Genomic DNA, 17,848 nt, shown 5'->3' with positions numbered 1-17,848 from the left:
CGCCCGCCATCGACCGCATAGTGGCTTCCTGTCACACCTGTCACAAAAGAGGCCTTATCTGACAGCAGAAGCAACGCTACCGCAGCCGCTGCCCGCGTTGAGGCAGGGAAAAATGTAAAAAATTGATAAAACCCGCCGCCAACTATGAAGGTTTCAGATGAGACGCCGATACCTGTGCTGAATGGAGGACGGTGCATGAAGCTGGAGAGGTGGAATGATCATAAAAATTCAAACACACGAGTTACGTATCGGGATGTATGTCCATAAGCTGGAAGTTTTCTGGCTGAAGCATCCGCTCGTGCATAACGCTATGCTGCTGACCACGCAACAGCAAATCGATACCGTTACAGAAAGCAGTATTCAAGAAGTCTGGATCGACCTGGAAAAAGGACGCGGGCCTGATATCGCGCCGGCAGAAGCACAAGCGCACCCCCAGCAGTCGGTGGCAAAGGGGCTGACCGGCATGCATGAAGAGATCATGCAGGCGCAGGCTATTTGCCTGAATGCCAAAGGGCAGGTCATGAGTATGTTCAGTGATGCGCGATTGGGCAAAACCATCGATACCGACAGCACGCTGCCGCTGGTGGATGAAATCGGCGGATCTCTCAGCCGGCATCCAGCGGCTTTACTTAGCGTCGTGCGCCTGAAAACGCATGATGATTATACCTATCTGCACTCAGTGGCGGTTTGCGCACTGATGGTTTCCCTGGCCCGGCAGCTTAACCTTGATGATGCGCAAACGCGCCTGGCGGGAACTGCCGGTTTGCTGCATGACGTGGGCAAAGCGGGTATCTCCATCGATATTCTCAATAAGCCGGGTAAGCTGACCGCTGAAGAATTTGACATAATGAAGCAGCACCCGGTATTCGGTGAAGCGCTGCTGCGCAAAAGCGGCGGTAGCGATGCGGTACTGGATGTAGCCCTGCACCACCATGAAAAAATCAACGGCAGCGGCTATCCGCATGGATTAAAGGGAAAGGCGATTTCCCAACTGGCCCGCATGGCCGCAATTTGCGACGTTTATGATGCTGTAACCTCAAACCGGCCGTATAAAGCTGGCTGGAACCCGGCCAGCGCGATGAGCCAGATGGCCAGTTGGGAAGGGCATTTCGATCAAAAAATTTTCTACGCTTTTGTAAAAGCGGTGGGGATATATCCGGTAGGATCGGTTGTTCGGCTGGCTTCTGGACGCATAGCGGTCGTGGTTGAACCAGGTCAGGACTCTCTGCTGTTACCAAAAGTATGCGTATTTTATTCGCTTTCGGCCAGCCGCATGCTGCGTCCTGAAACGGTCGATCTGGCCGATCGTTATTGTTGGGACAGCATTGTCGGCCCGGAAGAGAATAACGTCTGGGCAAAAATGAATCTGGACTTGCTCTGGTTAAAGCCTGTTGCCTGAAGGCGTGCCGTGGTCGGGAGGCTGATTCCCGGCTGCGATTCACATTCTCCTGCCGCTTTTTACCTCACCGTTTTATCTGTTAAACATCTTAGTCACATTTCACCTTTCTCCTATGTCTTTTTCTGGAAGAATTTGTCACCCTCTCAGCGTCAGAAAAGAGGCAATCCGGCTATTACGTCTGGCAGGCCCGCTATCAGCGTCTATACTGAATGCTGATGTTGTTACGCATGTGGCAACGAGGTGAGGCGTACTGCACGAACAGTGCGGACTAAATGGAGAAGGAAGCAGACCCGACTCAAGAGCGAAATTTGAACCGTATCGTCCTTCTCATCTCCCTCTGGCGACTTAATGTCGCGCCGCATTGTGCCCTTTTCCTCAAGCGTTGTGGATAGTTCAGATACGCGATCTGAACCACGTTAGCTCAGTGGGCTAAACAGCCTGTTGCCCGTATCGTCGTGACACACATAATCAGGAGGAATAGTTGTGAACACCCGGAATGATTCTGCCCCCCCGTTACAGCATGGCGGACGCTACGCATTTTTCTTTGACGTTGATGGAACGCTGGCGGCGATCCAGTCACGTCCCGATGAAGTTTTCATCCCCAAACAGGTTATCGCCAATCTGCAACGCCTGGCTCAGCTGAGCGAAGGCGCAGTTGCCCTGGTTTCCGGTCGCCCGATGAGCGAACTGGATGCGCTGGCCGCTCCCTTACACTTTCCTCTTGCTGGCGTCCACGGCGCAGAACGTCGTGACGCCAACAACCAAATTGAACGCCTCTCTTTGCCCACGGACGTGGCCGATTCGCTCTCTGCTCTGTTAAAAGAAGCCGTAGCAAAAATGCCGGATACGCAGCTGGAAACCAAAGGGATGGCTTTCGCGCTGCACTATCGCCGTGCTGAACACTATCAGCAGGCGATCATGGATCTGGCGCAGGAGATGACTGCCCGTTTTCCCATGCTTCAACTACAGCCGGGAAAATGCGTGGTGGAGTTGAAACCAAAAGGGGTTAACAAAGGAGCCGCAATCCAGGACTTTATGCAACAGGCTCCTTTTGCCGGGCGCACCCCGGTCTTTATCGGTGACGATTTGACCGACGAAGCAGGGTTTAAGACGGTCAATGCTATGGACGGTATCTCAATTAAAGTCGGTGAGGGCGCAACCGAGGCAATTTGTCGTTTGCCGGATGTGGAAGGCGTGTATCACTGGCTTGAACAATCATTATTACAACTAGATCAAGACGAAAAAACGTCATTAAGGAGTCAAGGTTATGAGTCGCTTAGTAGTCGTATCTAATCGCATCGCTGTACCCGATGGGTCAAAGACCAGCGCTGGCGGTCTGACCGTGGGCATCATGGATGCGCTAAAAACTACCGGCGGAATGTGGTTTGGCTGGAACGGTGAAATTAACGAAATTGGTGAAGATGATGAGGAAATGGAGCTGTTTGAAAAAGACAGCGTAACCTATGCCTCTTTTGGTCTGAACCAAAATGATTACGATCTGTACTATCTGCAATTCTCCAATGCGGTGATCTGGCCAGCCTTCCATTACCGTCTCGATCTGGTCAATTTCCAGCGCGAAGCCTGGGATGGCTACTGTAACGTTAATACCATGCTGGCCAAACGCCTGCTACCGCTGCTGAAGCCTGATGATGTTCTGTGGATCCACGATTATCATCTGCTGCCTTTTGCCGCCGCGCTGCGCAAGCTGGGCGTCAATAACCGCATCGGTTTCTTCCTGCATATTCCTTTCCCAACGCCTGAAATTTTCAATGCGCTGCCGCCGCACAATGAACTGCTGGAAATGATGTGTGATTACGATCTGCTGGGCTTCCAGACGGAAAGCGATCGTATGGCTTTCCTGGAATGCCTGTCGCTGCTGACTCAGGTACAGAGCAACGGGAAAAAACATCTGGCGTTTGGCAATCATTTTGCCACCGAGGTTTATCCCATCGGCATTGAGCCGGACAGCATTAAAGAGATGGCCGAAGGGCCGCTGCCGCCAAAAATGGCGGCGATGAAGAAAGATCTCGGCGATGCCCAAAACATCATCTCCTGTGAGCGTCTCGATTACTCCAAAGGCCTGCCGGAACGTTTCCTGGCATACGAAGCGCTGCTGGAGAACTATCCGGAGCATCACGGCAAAATCCGTTATTCGCAGATTGCACCGACCTCCCGTGGCGACGTGCAGGCTTATCAGGATATTCGCCACCAGCTGGAAACAGAAGCGGGGCGCATCAACGGCAAATATGGCACGCTGGGCTGGACGCCGCTCTACTACCTCAACCAACACTTTGACCGTCGCCTGCTGATGAAAATTTTCCGCCTGACCGACATTGGGCTGGTCACACCGCTGCGCGATGGGATGAACCTGGTTGCTAAAGAATATGTCGCCGCTCAGGACCCTAAAGATCCTGGCGTACTGGTATTGTCACGCTTTGCGGGTGCCGCTAACGAGCTGACTTCCGCGCTGATTGTGAACCCTTACGATCGTGATGAAGTGGCCGCAGCATTAAATCAGGCGCTGACGATGCCATTAAATGAGCGTATCTCGCGTTACAACGACATGATGGCCGTGCTGCGTAAGAATGACATCACCAACTGGCGCAAGACCTATCTCAAGGATTTACAGGCATTATCGGCCCGAAGTGAAGATCGGGCACAGAACAGTAAAGTGGCGGCATTCCCCCGTCTGGCATAACTCATGCCAATAAAATCAAGGGCGATCGACGATCGCCCTTTTTTTTGTCTTCATTGAGTAAAAAGGAGACAGATGGTGCCAATAAAAGGACCAATAAATAGAAAAAAACCGAAAATTTTGGCTTTTTTCTAAAGAAAACTGAACCGGTGCCGATACTTACCGATGAAAGGTAAAAATCCCCTTATACATTCACACCTCTAATGTTACTCCTCGTTACATGTGTTGGCACCCCCTGAACACAGACCTGGTGCGGCTTACACTAGCTAAACACTTCCTGATAAAAACCTGCATTGCGTCACATTCTGATAATCCTTCTTAAGGATGATAGTCACTCTTAGTGATTACGATTTACACACGTGCAACATAGCTAAATCGATATTTTATGCCGTGAATTTCTATTTTGGGAATATGTACGTCTGGATAATAGCTAAAACACACTCCATAGCGATTCAATCGCCGTAAAAGGGAATGTTTTATGAGGTAAATGATCGCGTGAGGTTAAAATTTAACAAAAAAAGCGGAAAATGATTAGTTAGTGAACTAATCAACAATGTTTCTGAAGAATATTTTAGTTAAATTACCCCTAAAAGTGTGACGTAGATCACACTTTATCTAAAATTTCACCTGGCCCACGTTGTATCCAGAAAACAGAGCATATAAAGTTGCCTTGTTTTCGGAATAGTCCTAAAACAGAGCAGTAAAAACCAAGGGAAAGCGTCAGGGAAGCGCACGAAAACGACGGAGCAGTAACCGGCAAAATGAGTTAATGACTACTTTCTGCAGGCCGCCTTTAGGACCGCCTGGAGCTTCGCAAACGTTTGGCTTCTGCCACTTAATTTTTTGCCACAATAAGATTTACCAGCAGCAACAAAGGTAGCGGCGCAATCCGCCAACGTTTAAGTCGTGTCAGTCAGGACGGAAAAAAAATGGGTACATCAGAATTACTAAAACATATTTACGATATCAACTTGTCTTATTTATTACTTGCTCAACGCCTTATTAACCAGGAAAAAGCTTCTGCCATGTTTCGTCTGGGTATTGATGAATCAATGGCTGACGCCCTATCTGCGCTGACGCTGCCTGATATGGTTAAGCTGGCCGAGACAAATCAGCTGGTGTGCCAGTTTCGTTTCACCGACAGTGCGACAATTAGCCGCTTAACTCAGGAATCGCGTGTGGATGATTTACAGCAAATCCATGCCGGTATTCTGTTATCCAGCCGCTTATTACGTAACGTGTCTGCGAAAAACGACGAGCAACCGAAAAAGAGGGCGAGTTAATGACAGAAAAAAGTATTGTTCAGGAAGCTCGCGATATTCAGCTGGCGATTGAATTAATTACGCTGGGCGCTCGTCTGCAAATGTTAGAAAGCGAAACGCAGCTGAGTCGCGGTCGCTTAATTAAGCTGTATAAAGAACTGCGCGGCAGTCCGCCGCCAAAAGGCATGCTGCCTTTTTCCACCGACTGGTTTATGACGTGGGAACAGAACATTCACTCTTCAATGTTCTGCAATGCCTGGCAGTTTTTACTCAAAAGCGGGCAGAGTAAGGGCGTGGAAGCGGTAATTAAAGCTTATCGTCTTTACCTGGAGCAGTGCCCGCAACAGGACGAAGGCCCGCTGTTGGCACTGACCCGTGCCTGGACCTTAGTCCGGTTTGTTGAGAGCGGCATGCTCGAATTATCCGACTGCAAATGCTGTGGCGGAAGCTTTATTAACCACGCTCACCAGCCGGTTGGTAGCTTTACCTGTAGCCTTTGCCAGCCGCCTTCACGAGCGGTAAAAAGACGTAAACTTATTGAAGATAGTGCCGATAACATTTCACAACTGCTGGATGAACAGGTAAAACTTGCCGTTTAAATGTTCACCACGTGGAATGAATCCAGCAGCGGTTTTTAACCGCTGCTTTTTTTTTGCCCACGACCGGTGAAATAACCCGATCGCTGGTTCATCTTCAACCCACACGTCGCCAGACGTAAGGATTTATTGTGTTAGTTATTTTGGGGTATATCCTGGTTCTCGGGTCGGTGTTGGGTGGCTACGCAATGGTAGGCGGCCACCTTGGCGCTCTCTATCAACCTTCTGAACTGATCATTATCGGTGGGGCGGGCATTGGTGCGTTTCTGGTGGGGAATAATGGCAAAGCCATTAAAGCCACGATGAAAGCACTGCCGTTATTAATGCGCGGTTCAAAATACAATAAAGCAGTTTATATGGATCTGATGGCGCTGCTTTATCGCCTGATGGCCAAATCACGTCAGCAGGGCATGCTTTCTCTGGAAAGCGATATTGAAAGTCCGCAGGAAAGTGAAATTTTTGCTAATTACCCGCGCATTGTTGCCGATAAAAGATTAGTGGACTTCATTACCGATTATTTACGCCTGATGGTCAGCGGCAACATGAACGCATTTGAAATTGAAGCGTTGATGGATGAAGAGATCGAAACCTACGAACACGAATGCGAAGTGCCGGCAGCGGCGCTGGGTGCAGTAGGGGACTCTCTGCCCGCTTTCGGTATTGTGGCAGCGGTAATGGGCGTGGTTCACACCCTGGCTTCGGCAGATCGTCCACCGGCGGAACTGGGCGAACTGATCGCGCATGCCATGGTGGGAACTTTCCTGGGGATTTTGCTGGCTTACGGCTTTATCTCTCCGCTGTCCAGCGTACTGCGTCAAAAATGTGCTGAAAGCACCAAGATGATGCAGTGCATTAAAGTGACGTTGCTTTCCAGTCTGAACGGGTATGCACCACAGATCGCCGTCGAGTTTGGCCGTAAAACGCTGTACTCCACCGAGCGACCGTCGTTCAGCGAGCTGGAAGAGCATGTTCGTAACGCGAAATCACCAGCGAAAGGTCAGGACGCATGAAGCACGAAAATCACCCCATTATTGTTGTTAAGAAGAAAAAGCATAACGGTCACGGGGGCGCTCATGGCTCCTGGAAGATTGCCTATGCCGACTTTATGACCGCAATGATGGCTTTTTTTATGGTGATGTGGCTGATTGCGATCGCCAAGCCTCAGGATTTGTCGGGGATTGCCGATTACTTTAAAACGCCGTTGAGAGTTGCCCTGACCGGCGGCTCTCGCAGCAGTGAAAGCGTTAGCGTTATTCCTGGTGGCGGAGAAGATCCGACGCAGAAAAAAGGGGAAGTTCAGAAGGTGGTTGATATGGACGCGCAGAAACGCAAGCTGGATGAAATCCGCCTGAACCGTCTGCGTGAAAAGCTCGATCAGCTGATTGAAGCCGATCCGCGACTGAAAGCGCTGCGTCCGCACCTGATTATTAACATGGTGCAGGAAGGGTTGCGTATTCAGATTATCGACAGCCAGAACCGGCCGATGTTTAAAACCGGTAGCGCAGAAGTCGAACCTTACATGCGCGACATTTTGCGGGCAATTGCGCCGATCCTGAACGATATTCCGAACAGGATCAGCCTTTCTGGCCATACCGATGATATTCAGTATGCCAATGGCCTGCGCGGCTACAGCAACTGGGAGCTCTCCGCCGATCGTGCTAACGCCTCGCGTCGCGAGCTGATCATGGGCGGCCTGGCGAGTGACAAGATGCTGCGCGTAGTCGGGATGGCAGACACCATGAAATTGAAAAACCGCGGTGGCGATGATGCCGTTAACCGTCGAATCAGCCTGCTGGTGTTGAACCATGACACCGAAGCGCAGATTGAAAAAGAGAACTCAGAAAGCGACGCGGTACAAGTCAGCGACAGCGATATGAATAATTTGCAGCAAATCGTGGCACCGGCCGTACCGACCGCTGGCACAAAAACACCAGACCCTCAACCCTCACAGGCTGAGCAGCCTGGCAGTCAGGCGACACCGAAGGCAGCAGCCCCGGCGTCACCGGCTCCAGCGGCTCAGACCGATCGCGACTCACAGCAGAGGTGATACCGTGAGCATGGATATCAGCGATTTTTATCAAACGTTCTTCGATGAAGCCGATGAATTATTGGCCGACATGGAACAACACCTGTTGGGGTTAGACCCGCAGGAACCGGATTCGGAACAGCTTAATGCTATCTTCCGTGCGGCCCACTCAATTAAAGGCGGAGCGGGGACTTTTGGTTTTACTGTCCTGCAGGAAACCACGCACATTCTGGAAAACATTCTCGACGGTGCGCGCCGCGGCGAAATGCAGCTGAGCACCGATATCATCAACCTGTTTTTGGAAACCAAAGATATTATGCAGGAACAGCTGGATGCCTATAAAACCGCCACGGAACCCGATGCCGCGACGTTTGAATACATCTGCCAGGCGCTGCGCCAGCTGGCTCTGGAAGCCAAAGGTGAAGTTGCAGCCCCCGTCGCGACAGCCTCTGCACCGGCTGTAGAAGCCGCGCCGGTCGCCGCCGCGGGAGGCTTACGCCTTGCGCTGGTCGACCTGAAGCCTTCTGAAATTCCGCTGATGGTGGAAGAGCTGGGCAATCTGGGTACGGTTTCTGACGTGGTTAAAGGCGAGACGTCTGTCGAACTGACGCTGGACTCGTCGGTGAGCCAGGACGATATCGTTGCGGTGTTGTGCTTTGTGATTGAAGAGTCGCAAATCAAGTTCCTGGATCAGGCTTCTGCACCGGCAGCACCAGCACCGGCAGCACCGGTTGCCGTGGTAGCTGAAGCGGTTGTTGCCGCACCAGAGCCACAGCCTGCTGCGGTTAGCGAAGCGCCAGCAAAACGCGAAGCAGCGAAAAAGCCGGCCGCGAAAGCCAGCGAATCAACCAGTATCCGTGTTGCGGTAGAAAAGGTCGATCAGCTGATCAACCTGGTAGGTGAGCTGGTCATTACCCAGTCGATGCTGGCCCAGCGTTCTAACGAACTGGACCCGGTCGCCCATGGCGATTTGTTAAACAGCATGGGACAGCTGGAACGTAACGCCCGCGATTTGCAGGAATCGGTGATGTCCATTCGTATGATGCCAATGGAATATGTCTTCAGCCGCTTCCCACGTCTGGTGCGCGATCTGGCCAGCAAGCTGGGCAAAGAAGTGGAGCTGACCCTGCAAGGCAGCTCGACCGAACTGGATAAGAGCCTGATTGAACGCATTATCGATCCGTTAACGCACCTGGTGCGTAACAGTCTGGACCACGGTATTGAGTCACCGGAAAAACGTGTTGCTGCGGGTAAACACGGCGTCGGTAATCTGACCCTTTCCGCTGAACACCAGGGCGGCAACATCTGTATCGAAGTGATTGATGATGGTGCCGGTCTGAACCGCGAACGTATCCTGGCAAAAGCGCTCTCTTCGGGCCTGCCGGTGAGCGAATCGATGAGCGATGAAGAAGTCGGCATGCTGATCTTCGCACCGGGCTTCTCTACGGCGGAGCAGGTGACGGACGTTTCCGGGCGTGGCGTGGGCATGGACGTGGTGAAACGTAACATCCAGGAAATGGGTGGACACGTTGAGATTGCCTCTAAGCAGGGCAAAGGCACCACGATCCGTATTCTGCTGCCGCTGACGCTGGCAATTCTTGACGGCATGTCAGTGCGGGTCGCTAACGAAGTCTTTATTCTGCCGCTGAATGCCGTAATGGAATCACTGCAACCGCTGTCAGCCGATCTGCATCCGCTGGCCGGTGGTGAGCGCGTGCTGGAAGTTCGCGGTGAATATCTGCCGATGGTTGAGCTGTGGAACGTGTTTGACGTTCAGGGTGCGAAAACCGAGGCGACGCAGGGCATCGTGGTGATCCTGCAAAGCGCTGGAAAACGTTATGCACTGCTGGTGGATCAGCTGATTGGTCAGCACCAGGTAGTGGTAAAAAATCTTGAAAGTAACTATCGCAAAGTCCCGGGCATATCGGCGGCGACCATCCTCGGGGATGGCAGCGTCGCGCTGATCGTCGATGTCTCGGCTCTGCCGTCTCTCAACCGTGAAAAGCGTGTGGCGGGAGCCGCAGCCTGACTTTAACCGATTAAGGGTAAAACTATGACTGGAATGGCAACAAAACTCGCTGGCGAAACTGTCGGTCAGGAGTTCCTGGTGTTTACACTGGGACATGAAGAATACGGCATTGATATTTTAAAAGTGCAGGAGATCCGCGGTTACGATCAGGTGACGCGTATCGCGAACACGCCGGCATTCATTAAAGGCGTCACCAACCTGCGCGGCGTTATTGTACCTATCATCGACCTGCGTATTAAGTTCGCGCAGCCTGATGTGGACTATAACGACAACACGGTGGTTATCGTGCTGAATCTTGAGCACCGCGTGGTAGGTATTGTGGTGGATGGTGTGTCTGACGTGCTGTCGCTGACCACCGATCAAATCCGACCTTCGCCGGAGTTCGCGGTCACGATGTCAACAGAATACCTGACGGGCCTGGGGGCACTGGGTGAGCGTATGCTGATTCTGGTTGATATTGAGAAGCTGCTGAACAGCGACGAAATGGCCCTGATGGACACGCTGCGCAGCGCATAATCTGAGCTTTATTGCGTAGAAAGACCGATCTGCGGATCGGTCTTTTTTTATGCTCGCTATCTGTAAAAAAGCAGCAAAATTAATTTAGATACTAAAGTATCACTTTAGTAAATCTCTCTTCTGACTGCATAAAGTTCCATCGATCTGCGCCGATAGATCGAGTGTTGAATCACTTTTACTACACCAAGGGTATCCCATGTTTAAACGCATTAAGGTCGTCACCAGCCTGCTGTTGGTCCTGCTGGTTTTTGGCTCGCTTCAGCTGCTGGCGGGGGGATTATTTATCCACGCGCTGACCAGCGATAAAACTAACTTTTCAATCGCTCAGAATTCCAGCGAAAACGTCTCTGCGTTTACTGATGCATGGGTTTCCCTGAACCAGTCTCGCATTGCCATTAACCGCGGAATGCTGCGTTTGCAGAGTGATACGGCAAACAGCATTAACAGCAGCTCGTTGACCGCCATCAGCGATCAGGCCAAAAGCCTGCTGGCCAGCGCGGATAAATCTTACGCACGCTACCAGGGCATTCCAGACACCAAAGGCGTCGACCCGGTTCTGGTCGACAATCTGGAAAAAAATTACGAGATCTATTCCAAAACGCTGGGACAGATGATCGTATTAATGGAAAACAAACAGCTGCCGGAGATGTTTAAGCTCAACATCGAAGAGAAGCAAAATACTATGCAGGACGTTTATACGTCATGGCGTACTGCCCAAAACGTACTGACCGTACAGGGCGTGGCGGATAACGAAAGCGCCTATACCAAAATGCTGTGGGTAATTGGCAGCGTGATGGTGCTGGTTGTCGGGCTGATTGCGCTGTGCTGGTTCGGTCTGCGTTCTGTGCTGATCAAACCGTTGCAGGACAATATCGAACATATCAGCCATATCGCTAACGGCGACCTGACGCACACGATTGCTGTTGAAGGCCGTAACGAGATGACCCAGCTGGCTGCCAGCCTGCTTGAGATGCAGCAGTCGCTGGTGCGTACCGTAAGCGACGTGCGCGACGGTTCTGACGCTATCTATACCGGCGCCAGCGAAATCGCTGCGGGTAACAACGATCTTTCTGCCCGTACTGAACAGCAGGCTGCTTCTCTGGAAGAAACCGCGGCCAGTATGGAACAGCTGACGGCAACCGTGAAGCAGAACGCCGAAAACGCCCGTCAGGCTTCCCAGCTGGCGCTGAGCGCGTCGGAAACCGCGCAGAAGGGCGGGAAAGTGGTGGATGGCGTGGTGAAAACCATGAGTGACATCGCCGGAAGTTCGAAGAAAATCGCGGATATTACCAGCGTGATCGACGGCATTGCTTTCCAGACCAACATTCTGGCACTGAACGCCGCAGTAGAAGCTGCCCGTGCCGGTGAGCAGGGTCGAGGCTTTGCGGTAGTGGCAGGCGAAGTGCGTAATCTGGCACAGCGTAGCGCTCAGGCAGCGAAAGAGATCAAAGGGCTGATCGAAGATTCCGTGGCGCGTGTGGACAGTGGTTCCGTACTGGTGGGCACGGCGGGTGAAACGATGAACGATATCGTTAACGCCGTAACCCGCGTCACCGACATCATGGGCGAAATCGCTTCTGCTTCTGATGAGCAGAGTCGGGGTATCGATCAGGTGGGCACCGCTGTCACCGAGATGGACCGTGTAACACAGCAGAACGCCTCGCTGGTGGAGGAATCCGCTACCGCAGCGGCCGCGCTGGAAGATCAGGCCAGCCGTCTGACTCAGGCTGTTGCCGTGTTCCGTGTTCGTAAAGACCAGGGCGCTCGCGCTGCTGCGCCGGTTGCACGCACCGTTAAACCTGCTGCGCGTAAAGCCGCAGCGCCAGTGGCCGATGAAGGCAACTGGGAAACGTTTTAATTCTTGCTGTTGAGAAAAAGAGTGCTGGCGAGAGGGACATGAACCCTCTGTAAAGACGCAAAAAGCGGCGTCCTTGCCAGCGCGTCACGGGCTATCCCAGGCCCGTGACGCTTTATTACCGTTTCCTGGGCCTCCTGTTTTTACCGTAGCGTCGTTATTCAGTAAAAATTTACCGAATGCTTTACCTGTGATCGCCAGCAGCCTGCCGTTTTTTATTTAAAACGGCTTTTCCTGTTAACCCGTCTCTTTTCGGTTTCTACCCGCTTTTCCCGTTTAAAAAACGCATTCTTATTGCCTTTTAATTATTCCGGCCAGGGTTTGAACGACTTTTTACCGTGACGAAACATTTAAAAAATTCCACATAAAGTTCCCCAAAAACCAGCCGATAACTAAATCAAATAGCCCCTTACTGAGGTAGTTATGTTCAAGAGTATGAAAGTAGTAACCGGCCTGGTTAGTGTGCTGGTGTTATTTGCTGTATTGCAGTTAGGAACGGGCGGTTTGTTTTTTAAAACCGTTCAGAGCGATAAGCAGAATTTTGAATTCAGCCAGCAGATGAGCTTGTTGCAACAGTCAATGGGCAATTCCTGGGTATCCATGGTGCAGGCGCGTAACACGCTGAACCGTGCAGGATTGCGTTATGTGATGGACACCAACCATTCCGGTGCGGGTTCTTCATTAAACGATCTGATGGCTCAGGCACAGACTGACCTGGCGACGGCAGATAAGTCGCTGGAACTCTTTAATGCCAATCTTAGCGAAGATGGCAAGAAGGCAGAGGATGTTCAGGCGCTGCTGGCCAGCTACAAGCAGTTTCATGACGCGCTGGCCGATCTGATTGTCATGATGCAGACCGGACGCTTCAACGACTTTGTGGCTCAGCCGACTCAGAGCTATCAGGAGCAGTTCCAGCAGGCTTATAACCACTGGCTGGCGGTCATCAACGGCCTGACAGAGCAGGGCATTAAGGCGAATGATGCAGCGTATCATCAGAGCATCTGGCTGTTGCTGGGCGTGTTACTGGTTTCTGCTGTGGTTATCGCCCTGGCCTGGAGCGGCATTCGTACCCTGCTGCTTCAGCCGCTGAAAACCAACATCGATCATATTCGCCATATCGCCAGCGGCGACCTGACGCAGACGATTGAGGTAGAAGGCCGTAGCGAAATGACCCAGCTGGCAGACAGCCTGCGTGAAATGCAGCAGTCGCTGGTGCGTACGGTAAGCGACGTGCGCGACGGTTCTGACGCTATCTATACCGGTGCCAGCGAAATCTCTGCCGGCAATAACGATCTCTCTTCCCGTACCGAGGAGCAGGCTGCCTCTCTGGAAGAAACCGCGGCCAGTATGGAACAGCTGACGGCGACCGTGAAGCAGAATGCCGAAAACGCCCGTCAGGCTTCCCAGCTGGCGCTGAGCGCGTCGGAAACCGCGCAGAAGGGCGGGAAAGTGGTGGATGGCGTGGTGAAAACCATGAGCGACATCGCCGGGAGCTCGAAGAAAATCGCGGATATTACCAGCGTAATCGACGGTATTGCTTTCCAGACCAACATTCTGGCACTGAACGCCGCAGTAGAAGCAGCCCGTGCCGGTGAGCAGGGTCGTGGCTTTGCGGTAGTGGCAGGCGAAGTGCGTAATCTGGCACAGCGTAGTGCTCAGGCAGCGAAAGAAATTAAAGGGCTGATCGAAGATTCCGTAGCGCGTGTCGACACCGGTTCGCAGCTGGTCGAGAGCGCGGGTGAAACGATGGCGGATATCGTCAGTGCGGTCACGCGTGTGACTGACATTATGGGCGAAATCGCTTCAGCATCGGGCGAGCAAAGCCGGGGTATCGATCAGGTCGGCATCGCCGTCACTGAAATGGACCGCGTCACGCAGCAGAACGCCTCGCTGGTAGAGGAATCTGCCGCCGCTGCCGCAGCCCTGGAGGAGCAGGCGAGCCGTCTGAATCAGGCCGTAGCCGTGTTCCGTATCCGTAAAGACAGCGTCGCGCAGGCGATCGTCAGTAAAGCACCGGCAGCCGCATCACGCAAAGTCGTTGCGGCAGCACCGTCAAACGATAACTGGGAAACGTTTTAACGATGTTCACGACAACGCAAAATAAGTCTCAGGAAGCGTGAATTTCTGCCGATAAAGTAGTTAAGCAATTTGAATGAGTTCAGGCAGTCGCCGGAACCCTCAGCAAAGAGTTTACTAACAGATCGCCGCGCTGGTAGAGGAAGCGGCAGCAGCCCCAGACGCTGACACACTGAAGTAAAAGCCCTCAGCACTGTATGTGTCGGGGGCTCTGACCAGGTCACTGCGCAGGCTCACAGGGAAAATAATATTGTTTTAACCCCTTTATCAGTACTTTGCAGGGTGGATCTGGATGAAAAAGTCAACGTTGTTAGCACCGCCGGAGAACGCCACGATGCTGTCGCAGATGGTACAGCGCCTGCCGTTATCCGACACACATTTTAAGCGCATCAGCCAGCTGATTTATCAGCGCGCGGGCATCGTGCTCGGCGATCACAAGCGTGAAATGGTTTACAACCGCCTGGTACGCCGTCTGCGGACATTAGGAATCGATGACTTTGGTCGTTACCTTGCGCTGCTGGAAGCGGACGCAAATAGCGGAGAGTGGCAGGCGTTTATTAACTCCCTGACCACTAACCTGACGGCGTTTTTCCGTGAAGGACACCACTTCCCGATTCTGGCCGATCATGCCAAACGTCGTGGTGGCAGCTTCAACGTCTGGTGCGCCGCTGCCTCTACCGGTGAGGAGCCTTACTCAATCGCCATGACGCTGGCAGAAACGCTGGGTAACGGCCCGGGTAAATTTCAGATCCACGCTACCGATATCGACACTCAGGTGCTGGAAAAAGCGTTGTCGGGCGTCTATCGCCAGGAAGAGTTGCGCACGCTGTCGTCTCAGCAGCTTCAGCGCTTCTTCTTTCGCGGCACCGGCCCCCATTCAGGCATGGTGCGGGCAAGGCCTGAACTGGCGAATGCCATCACCTTTGCTCAGCTGAACCTGCTGGGTAACGAGTGGGCGCTGCCGGGACCCTTTGATGCGATCTTCTGCCGCAACGTGATGATCTACTTTGATAAAGAAACGCAGGAAAAAATTCTACGGCGTTTTGTACCGATGCTGAAACCGGGCGGCATTTTGTTTGCCGGTCACTCCGAGAACTTCAGCCAGATCAGTAAAGAGTTTTACCTGCGCGGCCAGACGGTCTACGGGCTGACTAAGGAAAGATAATGGGCAAAATCAGAGTGTTATGTGTTGATGATTCGTCGCTGATGCGTCAGCTGATGACCGAAATCATTAACAGTCATTCGGACATGGAGATGGTGGCAACGGCCCCCGATCCGCTGGTCGCCAGAGATTTGATTAAAGAATTCAATCCCGACGTACTGACGCTGGATGTCGAAATGCCGCGAATGGACGGGCTGGATTTTCTGGAAAAACTGATGCGTCTGCGTCCGATGCCGGTGGTGATGGTGTCATCACTTACCGGCAAAGGGTCGGAGATCACGCTTCGGGCACTGGAGCTGGGCGCGGTGGACTTTGTGACCAAGCCGTCGTTGGGTATCCGGGAAGGCATGCTGGCCTACAGCCAGATGATTGGCGACAAAGTACGTGCGGCTTCACGAGCGAAGCTGCATACGCGCAGGCCATCGCCTTCACCGGTGATGCTTAAGGCAGGCCCGCTGCTCAGTAGTGAAAAGCTGATTGCCATCGGTGCGTCTACCGGCGGCACCGAAGCGATCAGGCACGTGCTGCAACCGCTGCCGGCAACCAGTCCGGCGCTGTTAATCACGCAGCATATGCCGCCAGGTTTTACCCGCTCTTTCGCCGAGCGCCTGAACAAGCTGTGTCAGATTACGGTGAAGGAAGCGGAAGATGGCGAGCGTGTTCTGCCGGGTCATGCCTATATCGCGCCAGGGGCGATGCATATGGAGCTGACGCGCAGCGGCGCAAACTATCAGGTGAAATTACACGACGGCCCACCGGTGAATCGTCATAAACCCTCGGTGGACGTGCTCTTTAAGTCAGTCGCGCAGTATGCCGGTCGTAACGCCGTAGGCGTCATTCTGACCGGTATGGGCAACGACGGTGCGGCAGGTTTGCTGGCAATGAACAAAGCCGGTGCCTGGACCATCGCCCAGAACGAAGCGAGCTGCGTAGTATTTGGTATGCCCCGTGAAGCAATTGCGCTCGGGGGAGCCAGTGAGGTGGTGGATCTCCACCAAATCAGCCAGCACATGCTGGCAAAAATTAGCGCCGGACAGGCATTACGTATCTAACGCAGCGCCCGTCCCGCGGGGCTACACAAACAGGAGTATTTATGGCTGATAAAAATATGCGGTTTCTGGTGGTCGACGACTTCAACACGATGCGTCGTATCGTCCGTAACCTGCTGAAAGAACTCGGCTTCAATAACGTTGAAGAAGCAGAGGACGGTGTTGATGCACTGGCCAAACTGCGTACCGGTGGTTTTGACTTCGTGGTTTCCGACTGGAACATGCCGAACATGGACGGTCTGCAACTGCTGCAAACTATTCGCGCCGACAGCACGCTGGGTAAACTCCCGGTGCTGATGGTGACGGCAGAAGCGAAGAAAGAGAACATTATTGCGGCTGCTCAGGCGGGTGCCAGTGGCTATGTCGTTAAACCTTTTACCGCAGCGACCCTTGAAGAAAAATTAGGCAAGATCTTCGAAAAGCTGGGTATGTAAGGAGCCGAGATGAGCGAACTTTCGAAACCAAGTACAGATGCAGCTTCAGCAAACGAAATAATCTCCCGAATTGGTTCGCTGACGCGGATGCTGCGCGACAGCCTGCGTGAGCTGGGACTGGATCAGGCCATTGCTGAAGCGGCGGAAGCCATTCCCGACGCCCGCGATCGCCTGGATTACGTTGTGCAAATGACCGCGCAGGCGGCCGAGCGCGCCCTGAACTGTGTAGAAGCTGCGCAGCCACGTCAGGCCGAAATGGAGAATGGAGCTAAAGCACTGAAAGGCCGCTGGGATGAGTGGTTTGAGAATCCTATCGAACTGGCAGATGCCCGCTCACTGGTTTCGGATACCCGTGGATATCTGGAATCCGTCCCTGAGCATACGGGTTTTACCAACGCCCAACTGATGGAAATCATGATGGCGCAGGACTTCCAGGATCTGACTGGTCAGGTCATCAAACGCATGATGGATGTGATCCAGGAAATTGAGCGTCAGCTGTTGATGGTGCTGCTGGAAAACATGCCGGAACAGCCTGTACGGCCGAAGAAAGATGCCGACAGCCTGAAGAACGGTCCGCAGATTAATGGTGAAGCGCCTGGCGTGGTCGCCAATCAGGACCAGGTCGACGACCTGCTGGACAGCCTCGGGTTTTAAGTTCGACATGCCCTCCGGGGCCGGTTTTTACCGGCCCTTTTTTACTATCCCTCAAATAACCCCCTTTTTACGCGTTTACTCGTGGCTTCATCCCT

At 52.8% G+C, this 17,848-nt stretch carries 15 protein-coding genes; all 15 read left to right on the top strand.

Annotated features, from left to right (window positions below; all coding sequences use genetic code 11):
* Nucleotides 1-214 precede the first annotated feature (214 nt).
* Complete coding sequence (locus EHV07_RS13035) at nt 215-1,399, top strand: HD-GYP domain-containing protein (protein ID WP_147198472.1); 1,185 nt, start codon at nt 215-217, stop codon at nt 1,397-1,399.
* A 483-nt stretch (nt 1,400-1,882) separates the two neighbouring features.
* Nucleotides 1,883-2,692 carry a trehalose-phosphatase gene (gene otsB, locus EHV07_RS13030; RefSeq protein ID WP_147198471.1) on the top strand — a complete coding sequence of 270 codons (810 nt, stop codon included), beginning with the start codon at nt 1,883-1,885 and terminating at the stop codon, nt 2,690-2,692.
* Complete coding sequence (gene otsA, locus EHV07_RS13025) at nt 2,667-4,097, top strand: alpha,alpha-trehalose-phosphate synthase (protein ID WP_147198470.1); 1,431 nt, start codon at nt 2,667-2,669, stop codon at nt 4,095-4,097. The genes otsB and otsA overlap by 26 nt, the downstream gene beginning before the upstream one ends.
* Before the next feature lie 926 nt (nt 4,098-5,023).
* A complete protein-coding gene (gene flhD, locus EHV07_RS13020) occupies nt 5,024-5,377 on the top strand; it encodes a flagellar transcriptional regulator FlhD (protein WP_147198469.1) in 354 nt (117 codons plus the stop codon).
* Nucleotides 5,377-5,955, top strand: coding sequence for a flagellar transcriptional regulator FlhC (gene flhC / locus EHV07_RS13015; RefSeq protein WP_147198468.1), 579 nt, complete (start codon nt 5,377-5,379; stop codon nt 5,953-5,955). The genes flhD and flhC overlap by 1 nt, the downstream gene beginning before the upstream one ends.
* A 128-nt stretch (nt 5,956-6,083) precedes the next feature.
* Nucleotides 6,084-6,962, top strand: coding sequence for a flagellar motor stator protein MotA (gene motA / locus EHV07_RS13010; RefSeq protein ID WP_147198467.1), 879 nt, complete (start codon nt 6,084-6,086; stop codon nt 6,960-6,962).
* The gene (motB, locus tag EHV07_RS13005; RefSeq protein ID WP_147198466.1) at nt 6,959-7,999 is read left to right on the top strand and encodes a flagellar motor protein MotB; all 1,041 of its coding nucleotides are present in this window, start codon (nt 6,959-6,961) and stop codon (nt 7,997-7,999) included. The genes motA and motB overlap by 4 nt, the downstream gene beginning before the upstream one ends.
* Before the next feature lie 10 nt (nt 8,000-8,009).
* Nucleotides 8,010-10,007: a chemotaxis protein CheA gene (gene cheA / locus EHV07_RS13000; RefSeq protein WP_174822387.1), complete on the top strand. Its 1,998-nt coding sequence runs from the start codon at nt 8,010-8,012 to the stop codon at nt 10,005-10,007.
* A gap of 24 nt (nt 10,008-10,031) precedes the next feature.
* Nucleotides 10,032-10,523 (top strand): chemotaxis protein CheW, encoded by a 492-nt coding sequence (cheW, locus tag EHV07_RS12995; RefSeq protein WP_147198464.1) that lies wholly within the window; start codon nt 10,032-10,034, stop codon nt 10,521-10,523.
* A 196-nt stretch (nt 10,524-10,719) separates the two neighbouring features.
* Nucleotides 10,720-12,381: a methyl-accepting chemotaxis protein gene (locus EHV07_RS12990; protein WP_147198463.1), complete on the top strand. Its 1,662-nt coding sequence runs from the start codon at nt 10,720-10,722 to the stop codon at nt 12,379-12,381.
* A gap of 420 nt (nt 12,382-12,801) precedes the next feature.
* On the top strand, nt 12,802-14,457 hold the full coding sequence (locus tag EHV07_RS12985) for a methyl-accepting chemotaxis protein (protein ID WP_147198462.1): 1,656 nt from the start codon (nt 12,802-12,804) through the stop codon (nt 14,455-14,457).
* 289 nt (nt 14,458-14,746) lie between these two features.
* Nucleotides 14,747-15,619, top strand: coding sequence for a protein-glutamate O-methyltransferase CheR (gene cheR / locus EHV07_RS12980; protein WP_147198461.1), 873 nt, complete (start codon nt 14,747-14,749; stop codon nt 15,617-15,619).
* A complete protein-coding gene (locus EHV07_RS12975) occupies nt 15,619-16,668 on the top strand; it encodes a chemotaxis response regulator protein-glutamate methylesterase (RefSeq protein ID WP_147198460.1) in 1,050 nt (349 codons plus the stop codon). The genes cheR and EHV07_RS12975 overlap by 1 nt, the downstream gene beginning before the upstream one ends.
* Before the next feature lie 41 nt (nt 16,669-16,709).
* On the top strand, nt 16,710-17,099 hold the full coding sequence (gene cheY, locus EHV07_RS12970; protein ID WP_147198459.1) for a chemotaxis response regulator CheY: 390 nt from the start codon (nt 16,710-16,712) through the stop codon (nt 17,097-17,099).
* Nucleotides 17,100-17,108: 9 nt separating this feature from the next.
* A complete protein-coding gene (gene cheZ / locus EHV07_RS12965) occupies nt 17,109-17,753 on the top strand; it encodes a protein phosphatase CheZ (protein WP_147198458.1) in 645 nt (214 codons plus the stop codon).
* The last annotated feature ends 95 nt before the right edge of the window (nt 17,754-17,848 follow it).

This window comes from Pantoea sp. CCBC3-3-1, assembly GCF_007981265.1.
Taxonomy (GTDB): Bacteria; Pseudomonadota; Gammaproteobacteria; order Enterobacterales; family Enterobacteriaceae; genus Erwinia.
The sequence above is the reverse complement of the archived record's forward strand: the minus strand, read 5'-3'. Positions and strand labels throughout refer to the sequence as shown.

Excerpts from the sequence above, each read along its gene's own strand:
- EHV07_RS13035 (WP_147198472.1), top strand. The coding sequence starts at position 215 with ATGATCATAAAAATTCAAACACACGAGTTACGTATCGGGATGTATGTC.
- otsA (WP_147198470.1), top strand. The coding sequence starts at position 2,667 with ATGAGTCGCTTAGTAGTCGTATCTAATCGCATCGCTGTACCCGATGGG.
- flhD (WP_147198469.1), top strand. The coding sequence starts at position 5,024 with ATGGGTACATCAGAATTACTAAAACATATTTACGATATCAACTTGTCT.
- flhC (WP_147198468.1), top strand. The coding sequence starts at position 5,377 with ATGACAGAAAAAAGTATTGTTCAGGAAGCTCGCGATATTCAGCTGGCG.
- motB (WP_147198466.1), top strand. The coding sequence starts at position 6,959 with ATGAAGCACGAAAATCACCCCATTATTGTTGTTAAGAAGAAAAAGCAT.
- cheA (WP_174822387.1), top strand. The coding sequence starts at position 8,010 with ATGGATATCAGCGATTTTTATCAAACGTTCTTCGATGAAGCCGATGAA.
- cheW (WP_147198464.1), top strand. The coding sequence starts at position 10,032 with ATGACTGGAATGGCAACAAAACTCGCTGGCGAAACTGTCGGTCAGGAG.
- EHV07_RS12990 (WP_147198463.1), top strand. The coding sequence starts at position 10,720 with ATGTTTAAACGCATTAAGGTCGTCACCAGCCTGCTGTTGGTCCTGCTG.
- EHV07_RS12985 (WP_147198462.1), top strand. The coding sequence starts at position 12,802 with ATGTTCAAGAGTATGAAAGTAGTAACCGGCCTGGTTAGTGTGCTGGTG.
- cheR (WP_147198461.1), top strand. The coding sequence starts at position 14,747 with ATGAAAAAGTCAACGTTGTTAGCACCGCCGGAGAACGCCACGATGCTG.
- EHV07_RS12975 (WP_147198460.1), top strand. The coding sequence starts at position 15,619 with ATGGGCAAAATCAGAGTGTTATGTGTTGATGATTCGTCGCTGATGCGT.
- cheY (WP_147198459.1), top strand. The coding sequence starts at position 16,710 with ATGGCTGATAAAAATATGCGGTTTCTGGTGGTCGACGACTTCAACACG.
- cheZ (WP_147198458.1), top strand. The coding sequence starts at position 17,109 with ATGAGCGAACTTTCGAAACCAAGTACAGATGCAGCTTCAGCAAACGAA.